This is a genomic window from Streptomyces sp. DvalAA-43 (assembly GCF_900091725.1).
GTDB classification, from domain to species: Bacteria; Actinomycetota; Actinomycetes; order Streptomycetales; family Streptomycetaceae; genus Streptomyces; species Streptomyces pulveraceus.
Genome location: NZ_FMBW01000069.1, coordinates 13560 through 27295, shown reverse-complemented (window position 1 = coordinate 27295; position 13736 = coordinate 13560). Strand labels below are relative to the sequence as shown.

General features: G+C 69.3%; 10 protein-coding genes. 7 read left to right on the top strand and 3 right to left on the bottom strand.

The window, feature by feature from the left end:
* Positions 1-11: 11 nt before the first annotated feature.
* The 5 genes from GA0115234_RS28020 (at position 12) to GA0115234_RS28000 (ending at position 8230) form a co-directional block, all read left to right on the top strand.
* Complete coding sequence (locus GA0115234_RS28020; protein WP_237541818.1) at positions 12-1964, top strand: glycoside hydrolase family 5 protein; 1953 nt, start codon at positions 12-14, stop codon at positions 1962-1964.
* 48 nt (positions 1965-2012) lie between these two features.
* Complete coding sequence (locus tag GA0115234_RS28015; RefSeq protein ID WP_093547274.1) at positions 2013-3767, top strand: glycoside hydrolase family 35 protein; 1755 nt, start codon at positions 2013-2015, stop codon at positions 3765-3767.
* 81 nt (positions 3768-3848) lie between these two features.
* A complete protein-coding gene (locus tag GA0115234_RS28010; protein WP_093547272.1) occupies positions 3849-4352 on the top strand; it encodes a hypothetical protein in 504 nt (167 codons plus the stop codon).
* A gap of 80 nt (positions 4353-4432) precedes the next feature.
* A complete protein-coding gene (locus GA0115234_RS28005; protein WP_093547270.1) occupies positions 4433-7474 on the top strand; it encodes an alpha-mannosidase in 3042 nt (1013 codons plus the stop codon).
* A 60-nt stretch (positions 7475-7534) separates the two neighbouring features.
* Positions 7535-8230 (top strand): HAD family hydrolase, encoded by a 696-nt coding sequence (locus GA0115234_RS28000; protein ID WP_093547348.1) that lies wholly within the window; start codon positions 7535-7537, stop codon positions 8228-8230.
* Between the two features lie 421 nt (positions 8231-8651).
* On the opposite strand, the gene GA0115234_RS27995 is transcribed toward GA0115234_RS28000, so the two are convergent.
* The 3 genes from GA0115234_RS27995 to GA0115234_RS27985 all read right to left on the bottom strand — a co-directional run bounded on the left by GA0115234_RS27995 (position 8652) and on the right by GA0115234_RS27985 (position 11759).
* A complete protein-coding gene (locus GA0115234_RS27995) occupies positions 8652-9671 on the bottom strand; it encodes a proline racemase family protein (RefSeq protein ID WP_093547268.1) in 1020 nt (339 codons plus the stop codon).
* The gene (locus GA0115234_RS44480; protein WP_093547266.1) at positions 9668-9940 is read right to left on the bottom strand and encodes a hypothetical protein; all 273 of its coding nucleotides are present in this window, start codon (positions 9938-9940) and stop codon (positions 9668-9670) included. Before GA0115234_RS44480 ends, GA0115234_RS27995 begins: the two co-directional genes overlap by 4 nt.
* A 1093-nt stretch (positions 9941-11033) precedes the next feature.
* Positions 11034-11759 carry a dienelactone hydrolase family protein gene (locus GA0115234_RS27985; RefSeq protein ID WP_093547264.1) on the bottom strand — a complete coding sequence of 242 codons (726 nt, stop codon included), beginning with the start codon at positions 11757-11759 and terminating at the stop codon, positions 11034-11036.
* A gap of 178 nt (positions 11760-11937) precedes the next feature.
* On the opposite strand from GA0115234_RS27985, the gene GA0115234_RS43810 reads away from it, so the two are divergent.
* On the top strand, positions 11938-12993 hold the full coding sequence (locus GA0115234_RS43810) for a hypothetical protein (protein WP_237541817.1): 1056 nt from the start codon (positions 11938-11940) through the stop codon (positions 12991-12993).
* The gene (locus GA0115234_RS42900) at positions 12903-13358 is read left to right on the top strand and encodes a thiamine pyrophosphate-dependent enzyme (RefSeq protein WP_237541824.1); all 456 of its coding nucleotides are present in this window, start codon (positions 12903-12905) and stop codon (positions 13356-13358) included. Before GA0115234_RS43810 ends, GA0115234_RS42900 begins: the two co-directional genes overlap by 91 nt.
* Positions 13359-13736: the final 378 nt, after the last annotated feature.

Below are 13736 nucleotides of genomic sequence, written 5' to 3'. Positions count from 1 at the left end.
AGGGGACAATCATGAGATCCGAAAGGTCGGCTCCCGCCGTCAGGAGATTCTTCTCCCGAATCCTGCCTGCCACGGCAGCCGCGGTCACCCTCGTTCTCGCGGGGACGACCGGCTCCGTCGCAGCGCCCCCCAGCGCCGCCACCACTCCCATGACAGGGCCGCAGTTGGCAGCCTCCTGGACGGGGCCGCTGAGCACCCGCGGGCGGTACATCGTCGACGCCGACGGCAACCGCTTCAAGCTGAAGGCCGGCAACTGGGCCGGTGCCCAGGGCACCTGGGAAGGCAGCGGCGACGTCAACGACCCCGCGAACCACCAGGCGGACCAGATGTCGCACAACCTCCCGTTGGGCCTGGACCGCGCCCCGATGACGCAGATCATGGCCGACTTCCACGAACTCGGGCTGAACAGCATCCGCCTGCCGTTCGCCAACGCGATGATGCGCGACACCACGGTCGTACCGGACTCGGCGGTCGCGGCCAACCCGCAGCTGAAGGGCAAGACCCCGCTGCAGGTGTTCGACGCGGTGGTGGCGGCCCTGACCGCCGAGGGGTTCGCGGTCATCCTCAACAACCACACCACCACCTACCGCTTCTGCTGTGGCCTGGACGGCAACGAGCGCTGGAACAGCGGCCAGTCCGCCGAGCAGTGGCAGCAGGACTGGCTCTTCCTGGTGAACCGCTACAAGGCGAACAAGCGTGTCGTCGGCGCCGACCTGCGCAACGAGATTCGCCGCGACACCTGGGACGACCCCAACTGGGGCTGGGGTGACGACCACGACACGTACGCGGCCTTCGAGCAGGCGGGCACCCGCATCCTGCAAGCCGACCCCGACATGCTGGTCGTCATGGAGGGCATCAACTGGTACGGCATCCCGCTGGACGGGCTGAACTACGGCAGGCCGATGCTGACCCCGGTCCGTGAACTCTCCAACACCTTGATCACCTCGGGAAAGCTGGTCTACGCCGCGCACTTCTACGGCTACACCGGACCGAACTACACGGGCGCCGACAGCGGACCGGGGCACACCAACGACTGGCCGTACGAGGACTTCCCGCTCGACAAGCTGAAACAACTGGTGCACGACGAGGCCCTGTTCGTCACCCAGTCCGGCCAGCACTTCACCGCCCCCGTCTGGATCAGCGAGTTCGGCGCCGCCGGTCGGGGGTCGGACGACACCAAGGAGAAGACCTGGTTCGACAACTTCACCGACATCCTGGTCGAGAACGACACCGACTTCGCCATCTGGCCGCTGGTCGGATGGACCGGCGCCAATGGCGCGCCCCAGGACAGCTGGGCCCTGATCTCCTACGACGCCGCCGGTAGACGGCAGAGCCTCAGCGACTCCGGTGACTGGCGGTCCGCCGACTGGAACAAACTGGTCAACGCCCCGGGGAAGACCGGTCCAGTCGCACAGGTCAACCACTGGAACATGCTCAACCTCGACTTCCGCGACCACGACGTCTCCTCCCGTATGCTCGCCCAGGGCGACTGGAGCCCCGGCTACCGCAAGGGCAACTGCCCCGACAGCCAGCGCCTGACCGGCCTCGGCCGCAGCGACAAGCGCGGCCTGTGCACCGACGCGAACCAGCCCGCCAAGGGAGCCGGTGACTGGGTGGCCGTCCATGACGAGCGCTATGTCACCCACGGCGACTGGGCCCCGGGCTACAACAAACTCCAGTGCCCCGACAACACCTTCGCAGTCGGCTACAGCGTCAACGGCAACTCCATGGCCGGCCTGCTCTGTGCGCCGTCCGCCGCACCGCTGCCGCTGAACGGCCGCAACGTCTGGTTCGACCAGGGTGACAACCGCCCGGCCAACGGCGGCTCGGTCGAAAGCGACTGGGCTCCCGGCTACTACAAGGGTCAGTGCGCCGACAACGAGTACGTCGCCGGCGTCGCCTTCACGTGGAAGTGGAACCACGGCGGCGTCCCCGACACGCTGCTCTGCCGTCCGCTGAGCTGACCCACCTCCATCAGTTCCATCAGTTCCATCATCGAGGAGACCACGGCCATGCCACGACTCGAGGTTGCCGCAGACGGCTTCCGTCTCGACGACCGACCGCTGCGGATCATCTCCGGCGGGCTGCACTACTTCCGGATCCATCCGGAACAGTGGGCCGACCGGCTTCGCAAGGCGCGCCTGATGGGACTGAACACGATCGAGACCTACGTCCCATGGAACCTCCACTCGCCCCATCCGGGAGAGTTCCGGCTGGACGCAGGTCTCGATCTTCCGCGATTCCTCGATCTGGCCGCCGCCGAAGACCTGCACGTACTGCTTCGCCCCGGCCCGTACATCTGCGCCGAGTGGGAGGGCGGCGGCCTGCCCTCCTGGCTGCTCGCCGACGAGGACATCGAACTGCGCAGCCGCGACCCGCGCTACCTGAAGGCGGTGGACGACTACCTCGGTTCCCTGCTGCCGTCCGTCCTTCCTCACCTCTCCACGCGTGGCGGCCCGATCCTCGCTGTGCAACTGGAGAACGAATACGGCGCGTACGGCGGCGACTCCGGCTACCTGGAGGATCTGGCGGAGCTGCTGCACCGGCACGGAGTCGACGTACCGCTGTTCACCTGCGATCAGCCGTCCGACCTGGAGCGCGGTGGCCTCGACGGCGTCCTGCGCACCGTCAATCTCGGCAGTCGGGTGGACGCCGGGCTCGCCGAACTGCGCAGGCATCAGCCGTCCGGGCCGCTGATGTGCAGCGAGTTCTGGATCGGCTGGTTCGACCGCTGGGGCGGTACCCATGTCACCCGCGGCACTGCCGACGCCGCGGCGGACCTCGACCGGCTGCTCGCGGCCGGCGCCTCGGTCAACATCTACATGTTCCACGGCGGCACCAACTTCGGTTTCACCAACGGCGCCAACGACAAGGGCACGTACCGCGCCACCGTCACGTCGTACGACTACGACGCGCCTCTGGACGAGGCCGGCGATCCCGCCCCCAAATACGCCGCCTTCCGCGAGGTCATCGCCCGGCACGCGCCCGTCCCCGAGGAGCCGGTACCCGCCCCCGCGCCCAAGCTCGCCCCGGCCGCCGTGGAACTCACCTCATGCGCCGGCCTCCTGGACCAGCGCGAGCGGCTCGGAAGCGCGGTGCGCGCCGACCGCCCGCAGGTCATGGAACAGCTCGGCCAGTCCTTCGGATTCATCCTGTACGAAACGGTGCTCCCGGCGGCCGGGCCGACCGCCCTGCGCATCGCCGAGGTGCGCGACCGCGCCCAGGTCTTCGTCGACGGACAGCCGGTCGGCGTCCTGGAACGCGAGAACCATGAGCACACTCTCGCCTTCCACACTCCCCGGCGCGGTGCACAACTGGCCGTGCTGGTGGAGAACCAGGGCAGGGTCAACTACGGGCAGGGCATGCACGACCGCAAGGGACTGCTCGGCGAGGTCTCCGTCAACGCGCGGGCGCCGGAGAGCTGGTACAGTCGGCCGCTGGCTTTCGAGGATCCGGGCCTGCTGTCCTACACCGCGTTCGAGCCCGCCTCGCCCCCGGTCGGCCCCACGTTCCACCGTGGGCACCTGGACATCGAGCAGCCGGCCGACGGCTGGATCGCCCTGGACGGCTGGACCAAGGGACACGTCTGGATCAACGGCTTCGCACTCGGCCGGTACTGGTCCCGAGGGCCGCAGACCACTCTCTACGTCCCCGCACCGATCCTCAACGCCGGCCGGAACGAGATCACGGTCCTCGAACTGCACGGCGCCACCACCCGCACGGTGGAACTGCGGGGCACTCCCGATCTGGGCCCCGTCGAGGACTGACCTCCGTGACGCCGGACGGCACCCGTCATCGCCCGCTACGTACGCCCCGACGAGCTGCACCAGACGGTCAACTTCTCGTAGATGTCAGCCCTTCGGAGCGCTGACGAGTTCCGCCGGGTCATCGACGCCGCGCCGGACGGTATGGGGCGCGTGGGCGCTCCCACGACCTGGGTGCTGTCCAACCACGACACCACCCGGCACTCCACCCGCTTCGCCGGACCACGGACCAGCAGCCGGCACGCGAGGAACTGGGATTTCCCCGAGGGCTGGGGAGACATCGGCGTCGAAGCCCGGACCGGCGACCGGACTCGACGCTTGAGCTGTACCGCAGCGCGCTCGCGGTGCGGCGGGCGCATCCGGGGCTCGGCGCGGAAGACGCCGTCGGAATGGGCCGACGCGCCTGCGGGCGTACTCGTCCTCCGCCGACAGGGCTTCGTCTGCACGACGAACACCACCGATGAGGCGGTACGCATCCTCGCCCCCGGGCGCCCACTGCTCGCCGGCTTCCCGATCGGCCCGACCAACGGCTCCCACGGCGCGGCATTCGAGCCGGACGCGAACGCCACAGTGCGGCGGACGATCTGAGGATCCCTGTTCCCACACCGCTCCTGTCGGCGAGCCGACCGCAATCAGAACACCGACCTCCACCGACGACAGAGGATTCCATGCACAGCAAGCGACGCCTCACCGAGCAGCGGCTCGACCGGGTGCTGAACCAGCGCATCCGGCCCGCGGCACACGCCCGCACCGTCCCGGTCGAGATCGCGATCTGGACCGTGCCGGGCGAACCGGTCCCCGTGGCCGACGGCCTGGCCGCACCGTACGAACCCGTGGCGCTCGGGCACCGGTGGGGGCCGCCCTGGTCCACCAGCTGGTTCAGGATCAGCGGCAGGGTTCCGCAGGAGTGGGCCGGCCTGCGGGTCGAGGCGGTCATCGACCTCGGCTTCAACGTCACCGGCGCGGGCTTCTCCGCCGAAGGCCTGGTCCACCGGGCGGACGGCAGCGTGGTGAAAGCACTCAACCCCCGCAACGCCTACATTCCGGTCGCCGACCCAGCGGTCGGCGGCGAGGACTTCACCTACTACGTCGAGGCCGCCGCCAACCCCAACCTGAACGACGACCACATCCCGTCGCGGACCGGGGACCGGCCCTCCTGGATGACGGGAGCCGGATCGGAGGGCGCGCCCCTGTACCAACTGCTCCGACTGGAGCTGGCGGTCTTCGACGCACAGGTGTGGGAACTCGCCCAGGACCTGGATGTCCTCGGAGGGCTCATGCGCGAACTGCCCGAGTCCGCCCCGCGCCGTTGGCAGCTCCTGCACACCATCGAGCGTGCCCTGGACGAAGTCGACCTGCAGGACATCGCCGGCAGTGCCACCGCCGCCCGCGAAGTGCTGCGACCGGCGTTCGCCGCCCCCGCGGCCGCGAGCGCCCACCGCATGTCCGCCGTCGGACACGCCCACATCGACACCGCCTGGCTGTGGCCGCTGCGTGAGACCGTCCGCAAGGTCGCCAGGACCCTCTCCAACGTCGTCCATCTCATGGACGAACACCCGGGCTTCCTCTTCGCCATGTCCCAGGCCCAGCAGCTGGCCTGGCTCAAGGAACACCGCCCCGAGGTCTACGGCCGGGTCCAGGAGAAGGCGGAGAAGGGGCAGTTCCTGCCTGTCGGCAGCCTGTGGGTGGAACCCGACACCAACATCACCGGCGGTGAGGCCCTCGTCCGGCAGCTGATCCATGGGAAGCGCTTCTACCTCGACGAGTTCGGCGTCGAGACCGAGGAGATGTGGCTGCCCGACACCTTCGGGTACAACGCGGCCATGCCGCAGCTGATGAAACTGGCGGGAATCCGGTGGTTCCTCACCCAGAAGATCTCCTGGAACACCACCAACAAGTTCCCGCACCACACCTTCTGGTGGGAGGGCATCGACGGCACCAGGATCTTCAGCCACTTCCCGCCGGTCGACACCTACAACGCCGAGATCACCGGCGCCGAACTCGCCCATGCCGTCGGCAACTTCCAGGACAAGGAGGCAGCCAACAGCTCACTGCTCCCGTTCGGCTACGGGGACGGCGGCGGTGGCCCCACCCGGGAAATGCTGGCGCGGGCCGAGCGTCTCGCCGATCTGGAGGGCTCGGCCAGGGTCGTCATCGAGAGACCCGCGGACTTCTTCGAGCGGGCACACGCCGAGTACCCGGACGCGCCGGTGTGGCAGGGGGAGCTGTACCTGGAGTTCCACCGCGGCACACTGACCAGCCAGCTGAGGACCAAGCAGGGCAACCGGCGCAGCGAGCACCTGCTGCGAGAGGCCGAGCTGTGGTCGGCGACCGCCACCTTGCGCACCGGATTCACCTACCCCTACCTGGCCCTGGACCGTCTGTGGAAGACGGTCCTGCTGCACCAGTTCCACGACATCCTGCCCGGCTCCTCCATCGCCTGGGTGCACCGGGAGGCGGAGCAGACCTACGCCGCCGTCACCGCCGAGCTGCGCGCGATCACGGACGCCGCCCAGCGCGCCCTGGCCGGCGAAGGCGATCTGCCCGTGGTCTTCAACGCCGCTCCGTTCGCCCGCGACGGCGTCCCCGCCCTCGGCGCCAGAGCCCGCACCCGGCCGCCGGGCCGGGCCGGCGCCCCGGTCCCCTGCGAGGGCGGGTTCGTACTGGACAACGGCCTGGTCCGCGTCCGCATCGATGCCCGGGGCCTGGTGACCTCGGCGTATGACATCACGGCCGAACGCGAGGCGCTGGCCCCGGGCGCCGCCGCCAACCTCCTCCAGCTGCACCAGGACTTCCCCAACGAGTACGACGCCTGGGACATCGACGCCTTCTACCGCAACACCGTCCACAACCTCCTCGACGCCGACTCTGTCGAGGCACAGGAAGGCGGTGTCCGGGTCGTGCGGACCTTCGGTGACTCCCGCATCGAACAGCTGGTCTCCCTGTCCGAAGGCTCCCGACGTCTGGACATCGACACCGAGATCGACTGGCACGAGAGGGAGAAGCTCCTCAAGGCATCCTTCCCGCTCGACGTGCGGGCCGACCACTCCAGCGCGGAGATCCCCTTCGGACACGTCCGGCGCCCCACCCACACCAACACCAGCTGGGACGCCGCCAAGTTCGAGTTCTGCGCCCACCGCTTCCTGCACCTTGGTGAACGGGGGTGGGGCGCGGCCGTGGTCAACGACTCGACCTACGGGCACGAGGTCACCCGGGACGTCCGCGCAGACGGTGGCACCACCACCACCGTCCGGCTCTCCTTGCTCCGCGCTCCGCGTTTTCCCGACCCGGATGCCGACCAGGGTCACCACCGCCTGCGATACGGGTTCGTGGTCGGCGCAGACATCGCCGACGCCGTGCGCGAGGGCTACGCGTTCAATCAGCCCGAGCGCAGCCTCCTCGGCTCGGCCGGGGTCGAGCCGCTCGTCACCGCGGACAGCGAGACCGTTGTCATCGAAGTGGTCAAGCTCGCCGACGATCGCTCCGGCGACATCGTCGTGCGCCTCTACGAGGCATACGGAGGACGCACCCGAACCGTCCTGACCACCGGGTTTCCTCTGGCCTCCGCCGTCGAGACCGATCTGCTGGAGCGCGAACCCGACCCCCGCGGAACCACGGACGCCCTCCGGGCGGACGGCCGGAGAGTGCACCTGGCACTGCGCCCGTTCCAGATCCGCACTCTCCGGCTGAGGCCCCGGAAGTGTGACTGACCGAGGCGCTCCGGGAACGGAACCCCGGAGCCACCGACCTCACAAGTGATCAACCGAGCCATGACCAAAGAAGGCAGGACCGCCGTGCCCGTACCCCCCGCCGCTGTCCTGTTCGACATGGACGGCACCCTGGTCGACACCGAGCATCTCTGGCTCCGGACCGCGGCCGATCTCGCCGCCGGTCTCGGCCACACCCTCACCGAGGAGGACCTGCCCGAGGTGCTCGGCCGCGCAGTCGACCACACTGCCGCCCACCTGTGCCGCATCACCCGGACCGGCCTCACCGCGAGCGCCTTGGCCGAGATTCTCAGCGACACGTTCAGCAGCAAGGTCGCCGCCGAGGTCGTCCCCCGGCCCGGCGTACTGGCGCTGCTCGCCGAACTGGGCGACGCGGCCGTGCCTGCCGCGCTGGTTTCGGCCTCCCCACGCCGCGTAGTGGACCTCGTCCTCGGCAGCCTCGGCGATCACTGGTTCACCGTCACTGTCGCCGCCGAGGACACCGAGCGCACCAAGCCCGATCCGGCTCCGTACCTGGCCGCCGCTGATCGGCTCGGGTTGGACCCTGCGGCCTGCGTGGCGGTCGAGGACACGCCGACCGGGGTCGCCTCCGCGCGCGCGGCCGGCTGCTCGGTGCTGGCCGTTCCCTCCACCGTGCCGATCGCCAAGGCCGACCGGATCACCTTGCTGGACAGCCTTGAGCAGGCCGACCTGGCGTTGCTGTCCACACTGACCGTGCGGACGACGCCGACCGTCTGATGCCGCTTCCCCGGTTTGCCCGGCGCCCAAGTAACCGCCTCCGGACCCCCGGGACGGCCGTTGCGTGGGCGGCGGTTCACGACGGGCCGCCGCACGTTGGCCGCGGGAACAGTGTCCGGCGGACAGACGACCCGATACCGTCACCCCGTCGTCCGGAGACCAGCAGCGCCCCCGCAGCCATGGTCGGGCGGACCCTCGGCCGGCGGCCCGTGCTTCACCGCCGCCCGGCCCGCGACTGCGACGGGTCTGCCGAGACCGGTCGACCGGGTCCGCCCGGTCGATGACGGCCACCGTTCGAGCACGAGGCTTCCGCGGACCGCGGCGTCCGGGCTGGACGGGGCCGACACGGGCCTCTGAGTTGAGGGGCGAATGCGGGGTGCCGGCACGGTGCACGTACTTCCGCAGCTGATCGGAGGGGTGGCTACCGCAGGACGAAGCCGGTGGCGAGGTCGTCCGTGGGATCGGCTTCGAATCGGTGCTCGCCGGTCCGGTATGCCGTTCCTGTGACCTCCGCAACGACGGCGGGGTAGCCGTCGGCGGTCATTTCCGAGTCGATGCGTGCGTGGAAGCGGGTGCCGACGATCGAGTCGTGGACGAGGATCTGACCTGGTGTGAGGTGACCGGTCGCGGCGAGTGCGGCGACGCGGGAGCAGGTGCCGGAGCCGCAGGGGGAGCGGTCGACCTGGCCGTCGGCGAAGACGGTGACGTTGCGCTGGTGCGGGTTGCCGTCCTCGTCGGTGCCGAGGTCGTCGTACAGGATGGTGCCGTAGATGCCGCTGAGGCGGTTGTCGACGGGGTGACGGGCATGCTCGCTGTCGTTCAGCGCCCATTTGACCTCGCGTCCGATCGCGATGAGGTCGGAGTAGTGCTCGGGGGTGACGGCCAGTCCCGCGGTGGCGGCGTCCAGATGTGCGTAGATGGCGCCGCCGTAGGCGACATCGACGGCGAGGTCCCCGCGGGACGTGGTGACGGTGACGCGTTCGGCGAGCCGGTAGCTGGGGACGTTGAGGAAGTCGACGGCGGTGATCCGTTCGTCGGTGGTGTGCACGCGCAGGGTGACCCGGCCCGAGGGCACGTCGATGACGACTGTGGTGGTGCCGGAGGGGTCGTGGGTGACGCGGCCGGTCTGCACGGCCCAGACGGCGAGTGCGATCGAGCCGTGGCCGCAGGCTGTTGAGAAGCCGTCCTTGTGCCAGAACAGCACGCCGAAGTGAGCGCCCTCGTCGTCGGGCGGGGTGATGAATCCGCCGTACATGTCGGCGTGTCCGCGGGGTTCGAAGCACAGCAGCTTGCGCAGGTTGTCCACGTCCGGGTTGCCGATGGCGAGCATACGGCGTTCGGCGACGGTGGCTCCTTCGATGGCGACCGGCGGTTCGGGAACGATGCGGAACGGCTCACCGCCGGTGTGATAGTCGGTGGTGAATACCTGGTGGATGGTCATGAGGTCCTCCACAGAGCTGGAGAGGGCAGGGTGCGAAGCGGTCGGAACCGGCCGATGCCGACGAACTCGGCCGGTTCGGGATCGTCCCCGGTCTCGACCCGTTCAGTGAATCTGCGCGCCGTGGAGTCCACGGCCTCGCGGAGTTCGGCGATCTGCCGGTCTTCCTTGACGAGACGGAGATCGCCGAGCACCTCTTCGAGTTCGGTGTCACGTTCCTCCTCGGTGGTGACGGAGGCTTCCCAGCGCAGCTCCGGTACCCTCGCAGCCATTGTCCGGCGGCGGCTTCTGACGGTATCCCGCACCGCGCCCGCTCGGTGCCCAGGAGTGCCACTGGCATGGATCAGCCACACCCTTGACCGCTTCGCCGACAATGAGCCTCTTCCAATACGTCCACGAGGCCGTCGAGCTCCGGCCGTGTCGGCTCCCGCAGAGTTGTCCACGGGCCCCAAGAGCGAAGTCCACTGGGGCGGTGGAGGTGGCCCGGTCGAGGTGGCCCGAGGGCGTGGCGGATGTTCGTACGGGCGCCGTGTTGAACCCGGGCGAGCGAGCCAAGCTCCCGAAGGTAACTGACGTGCCGTTTCACGGACGCGCGGGAGGTCTGGGTGCGGGCCACGATTCGGCGAACACGGTGAGGTCGTGCCGGCTGCTCAACACCGCGGACGTGCCCGCATCCGCGAGAGGGGTCTCCGCTGGGGCGGATGTCCTCTCGCGATCGCAGCTTGACGAACCCGGTGAACCAATGCGTCACGGCACTAGCCGCAGCGCCCGCTGGTTCTCTGACCCGTTCGAGCAGGTTCAATCGTGCGGGTGGTTTCGAGGCGAACGGAGTTCGTATTGAGGGCGTTGACCTACGTTGCGATGCCGTGCACATCGAACTGACTCACGATGGGCACTTGAGGGCCCTGGCCTGGCTGGAGGCCGTCGTCGGAAACAACGACGACGTCTTGGCCAGCGCGGCGCCAGACTCAGCGGACAGGCCAATTGCCGCCCCGCTCGGCGCCCCGCCGCGAGGCACTGGTGATCAGTGTCCCGTCTCAATTGATCATTGCCAGTGGGTAGTCCCTGACGTGGGCAGATGCAATCAGTGGTGAGACCGGCCCGGCGGCCGGTCTCACTTGATGTTGTCGCCGGGGATCGGATCGGCGCTTTCGTCTCGGGAGACGTTGTCGGCTGCCCGCGTTTCCACGTGATGGCAGAGAACGAGCCAGGGCGCTGGGCGGAGCCGTTCCCGCCGCCGAGTGGGAACGCCCTCGCAGAGCACGTCGTCACCGTTTCTCCGAGCTGCGGTGATGTCCCGCTGACCGGAGCCGGTCGCGGTCTACCGGCCTGGTTCGCGGCCCGGAATCGCGGTTGCTGACCAGATCACTCCGTTACGGGCAGGCACTCGGTGAGCAGGTCGATGATGTCGTGCCAGGCGCGCTGCGCGTGCTGTGGGTGGTAGCCGACGCCGGGGCGCACGGTGTGGTCGACCGGCGGGTGGTGGAAGGCGTGCAAGGCGCCGCCGTAGACCACGAGGCGCCAGTCGACGCCCGCGGCCTGCATCTCGGCGGTGAACGCGTCCCGTTGCGCGGGCGGCATGATCGGGTCTTCCGACCCGACCCCGGCCCACACCGGGCAGCGAATGCGCGCCGCCTCGCCCGGTCGGCCCGTGGTCAGTGCGTTGACTGTGCCGATCGCCCGTAGGTTGACGCCGTCCCGCCCGAGTTCCAGCCCGATGGCGCCGCCGGTGCCGTAGCCGACGGCGGCGATCCGGTCGGGGTCGGTCCGCGGTTCGGCGCGCAACACGTCGAGCGCCGCGTGGCCGATGCCCCGCATCCGGTCGGGGTCGGCGAGCAGCGGCATGCAACGGGCCAGCATCTCGTCTGGGTCGCCCAAATAGCGCCCGCCGTGGATATCGAAGGCCAGCGCTACGTATCCCAGTTCGGCGAGCGCGTCGGCTCGGCGGCGCTCGACGTCGCTGAGCCCCGTGCCCTCTGGTCCGAGCAGCACCGCGGGCCGACGGTCGACGCTGACCGGGAGCGCGAGGTGCCCGATCATCGTCAGACCGTCGGCCGGGTACTCGACCGTGCGCGTTGTAATCGTCGTCATGAGACTGGACCGTAGTGATCGTCGAGCCCGGTCGGGCCGGTGTTCTCCGTCGGCAGAACAGCGCGGGAGTGCCTCTGAAATGCGGCGATGGCCAAGATCCGTCACAAACCCCGTTACCGCAGCAGCGTTATCGGATCACCTGCCCTGGGCACGGTGCCGGAGGTGGACCTGCCGGGTCTTGCGCCGGGGGACCGGCGCCTACACCGAGCACCTGCCCGTGTTCCACCTGGTCGGGATGCCGAGCATGCCGGTCCAAGCACATCACTGGGTTGTCCACCACACACTGGGCAACGGGGAGTTCGACCTCTTCCAGAAGCTGTCGGAGGCGGTGGTGTGCGCCGGTGCGATCATGACGCCGCAGAATGTGGCGGCCGAGACGGAGCGGCTGATCGCCGCCGCGCTCTACCACCGCCGCCCCGTCTACATGGCCTTCCCCGCCGACCTCGCCAATCTGCCTGCGGTGAGCAAGGCGTCCCCGATCCCCGCGCCGGTCAGCGACAAGGAACGGCTCGAAGCCGCCGTGCAGGCAATCAGCGAGGCTCTCGGCGGCGCGGACAGCGCGGTCGTCCTCCCGGGGGTGCTGACGGCCCGTGCCGGGCTCGAATCCGATCTCCAGAAGGTGCTGGACGCCTCCGGGCTGCCGTTCGCCACGATGATGGCGGACAAGGCTGTTCTGGACGAGGACCAGGACGCGTACGTCGGCATGTACGACGGCAAGCTGATGGACGAGAACGTCCGCAGGTTCGTCGAGGGCGCGGACCGGGTCCTGCTGGTCGGCGCGCTGATGAACGACTTCAACACCGGCGCGTTCACCGCCCGCCTCGACCCGGCCCGGGTCATCGACATCCGCCACCACCACGTACGCGTCGGGCCGGCCACCTACCAGAGCGTGGAGATGAAGGACCTGCTGGACCGGCTCGCAAACGAGCTGCCGAAGCGGTCCTGGCCGAAGCCGTCCGGACCGGTCACCCGCATCGACGCCGTGAACGGGAACGGGGACGACAAGATCACTGCGGAGAATCTCTACCCGCGGTGGGAGGAGTTCCTGAAACCGGACGACATCGTCGTGGCAGAGACCGGGACCTCATCCATGGGCATGGCCTTCGCCAAGCTGCCCAAGGGGGCGACGTTCCACAACCAGAGCTGTGGGGGTCCATCGGCTGGGCGACTCCGGCCGCGTTCGGCGCCGCGCTGGCCGCCGCAGCCGACGGCGGGCGGAAGCGGGTCGTACTGATCACCGGGGACGGCTCACACCAGCTCACCGCGCAGGAGATCAGCCAGATGGGCCGCAACGGCCTCAAGCCGGTGGTGTTCCTCCTCAACAACAACGGCTTCCTCATCGAACGCCTGCTGTGCAAGGACCCGGACATCGAGTACAACGACCTTGCCCAGTGGCGCTACGCCGATCTGCCCGGCGCTCTGGGCTGCGACAACTGGTACACCGCCCGCGCCACCACCCTCGCCGAACTCGACGAGGCCCTCAAGCAGGCCCAGAACGCCGAGAGCGGGGTCTACATCGAGATCGTCACCGGCGAGTACGAATCCCCGCCCCTGGCGAACAAGCTGCACGACAACAGCGCCACCCTCTACAGCGCATGACCCCCAGCAGGCCCCAGCCGGACCACCCCCGGGGAGAAACCGAACCGGACCGGGCTCACCCGCCCCGGCCGGCCGGGCCTCCGGCCGGAAAGCACTCCGGTCGGTAGGCCCGTGCCTACCGACCGAGGCAGGGGTCTCTTGGCGTTGGGCCGTGTCAGACGGCGTCAGGCGGGGCCGCCGCCCCAGTTGAGGCAGGCGTCAACCGCACCGGCTTCATTTACGACGAAGTAATCGTGCGGGGGCCGAACCCCAAGGAGCGAGGCGGGAGACTCCCGCAGGATGGGTTTACCACTGCGGTCGTCCGATTCCTGGCCAGCACGATCCGACCGTCCGCCGCCCTCGGCAACGGCATCCCGGCCAGGGCCCGACACAACCCGG

Bases quoted from the DNA above. Each gene is read 5' to 3' on its own strand.
- GA0115234_RS28000 (WP_093547348.1), top strand. From the start codon at position 7,535: ATGACCAAAGAAGGCAGGACCGCCGTGCCCGTACCCCCCGCCGCTGTC.
- GA0115234_RS27995 (WP_093547268.1), bottom strand. From the start codon at position 9,671: ATGACCATCCACCAGGTATTCACCACCGACTATCACACCGGCGGTGAG.
- GA0115234_RS28020 (WP_237541818.1), top strand. From the start codon at position 12: ATGAGATCCGAAAGGTCGGCTCCCGCCGTCAGGAGATTCTTCTCCCGA.
- GA0115234_RS44480 (WP_093547266.1), bottom strand. From the start codon at position 9,940: ATGGCTGCGAGGGTACCGGAGCTGCGCTGGGAAGCCTCCGTCACCACC.
- GA0115234_RS28015 (WP_093547274.1), top strand. From the start codon at position 2,013: ATGCCACGACTCGAGGTTGCCGCAGACGGCTTCCGTCTCGACGACCGA.
- GA0115234_RS27985 (WP_093547264.1), bottom strand. From the start codon at position 11,759: ATGACGACGATTACAACGCGCACGGTCGAGTACCCGGCCGACGGTCTG.
- GA0115234_RS28005 (WP_093547270.1), top strand. From the start codon at position 4,433: ATGCACAGCAAGCGACGCCTCACCGAGCAGCGGCTCGACCGGGTGCTG.
- GA0115234_RS28010 (WP_093547272.1), top strand. From the start codon at position 3,849: ATGTCAGCCCTTCGGAGCGCTGACGAGTTCCGCCGGGTCATCGACGCC.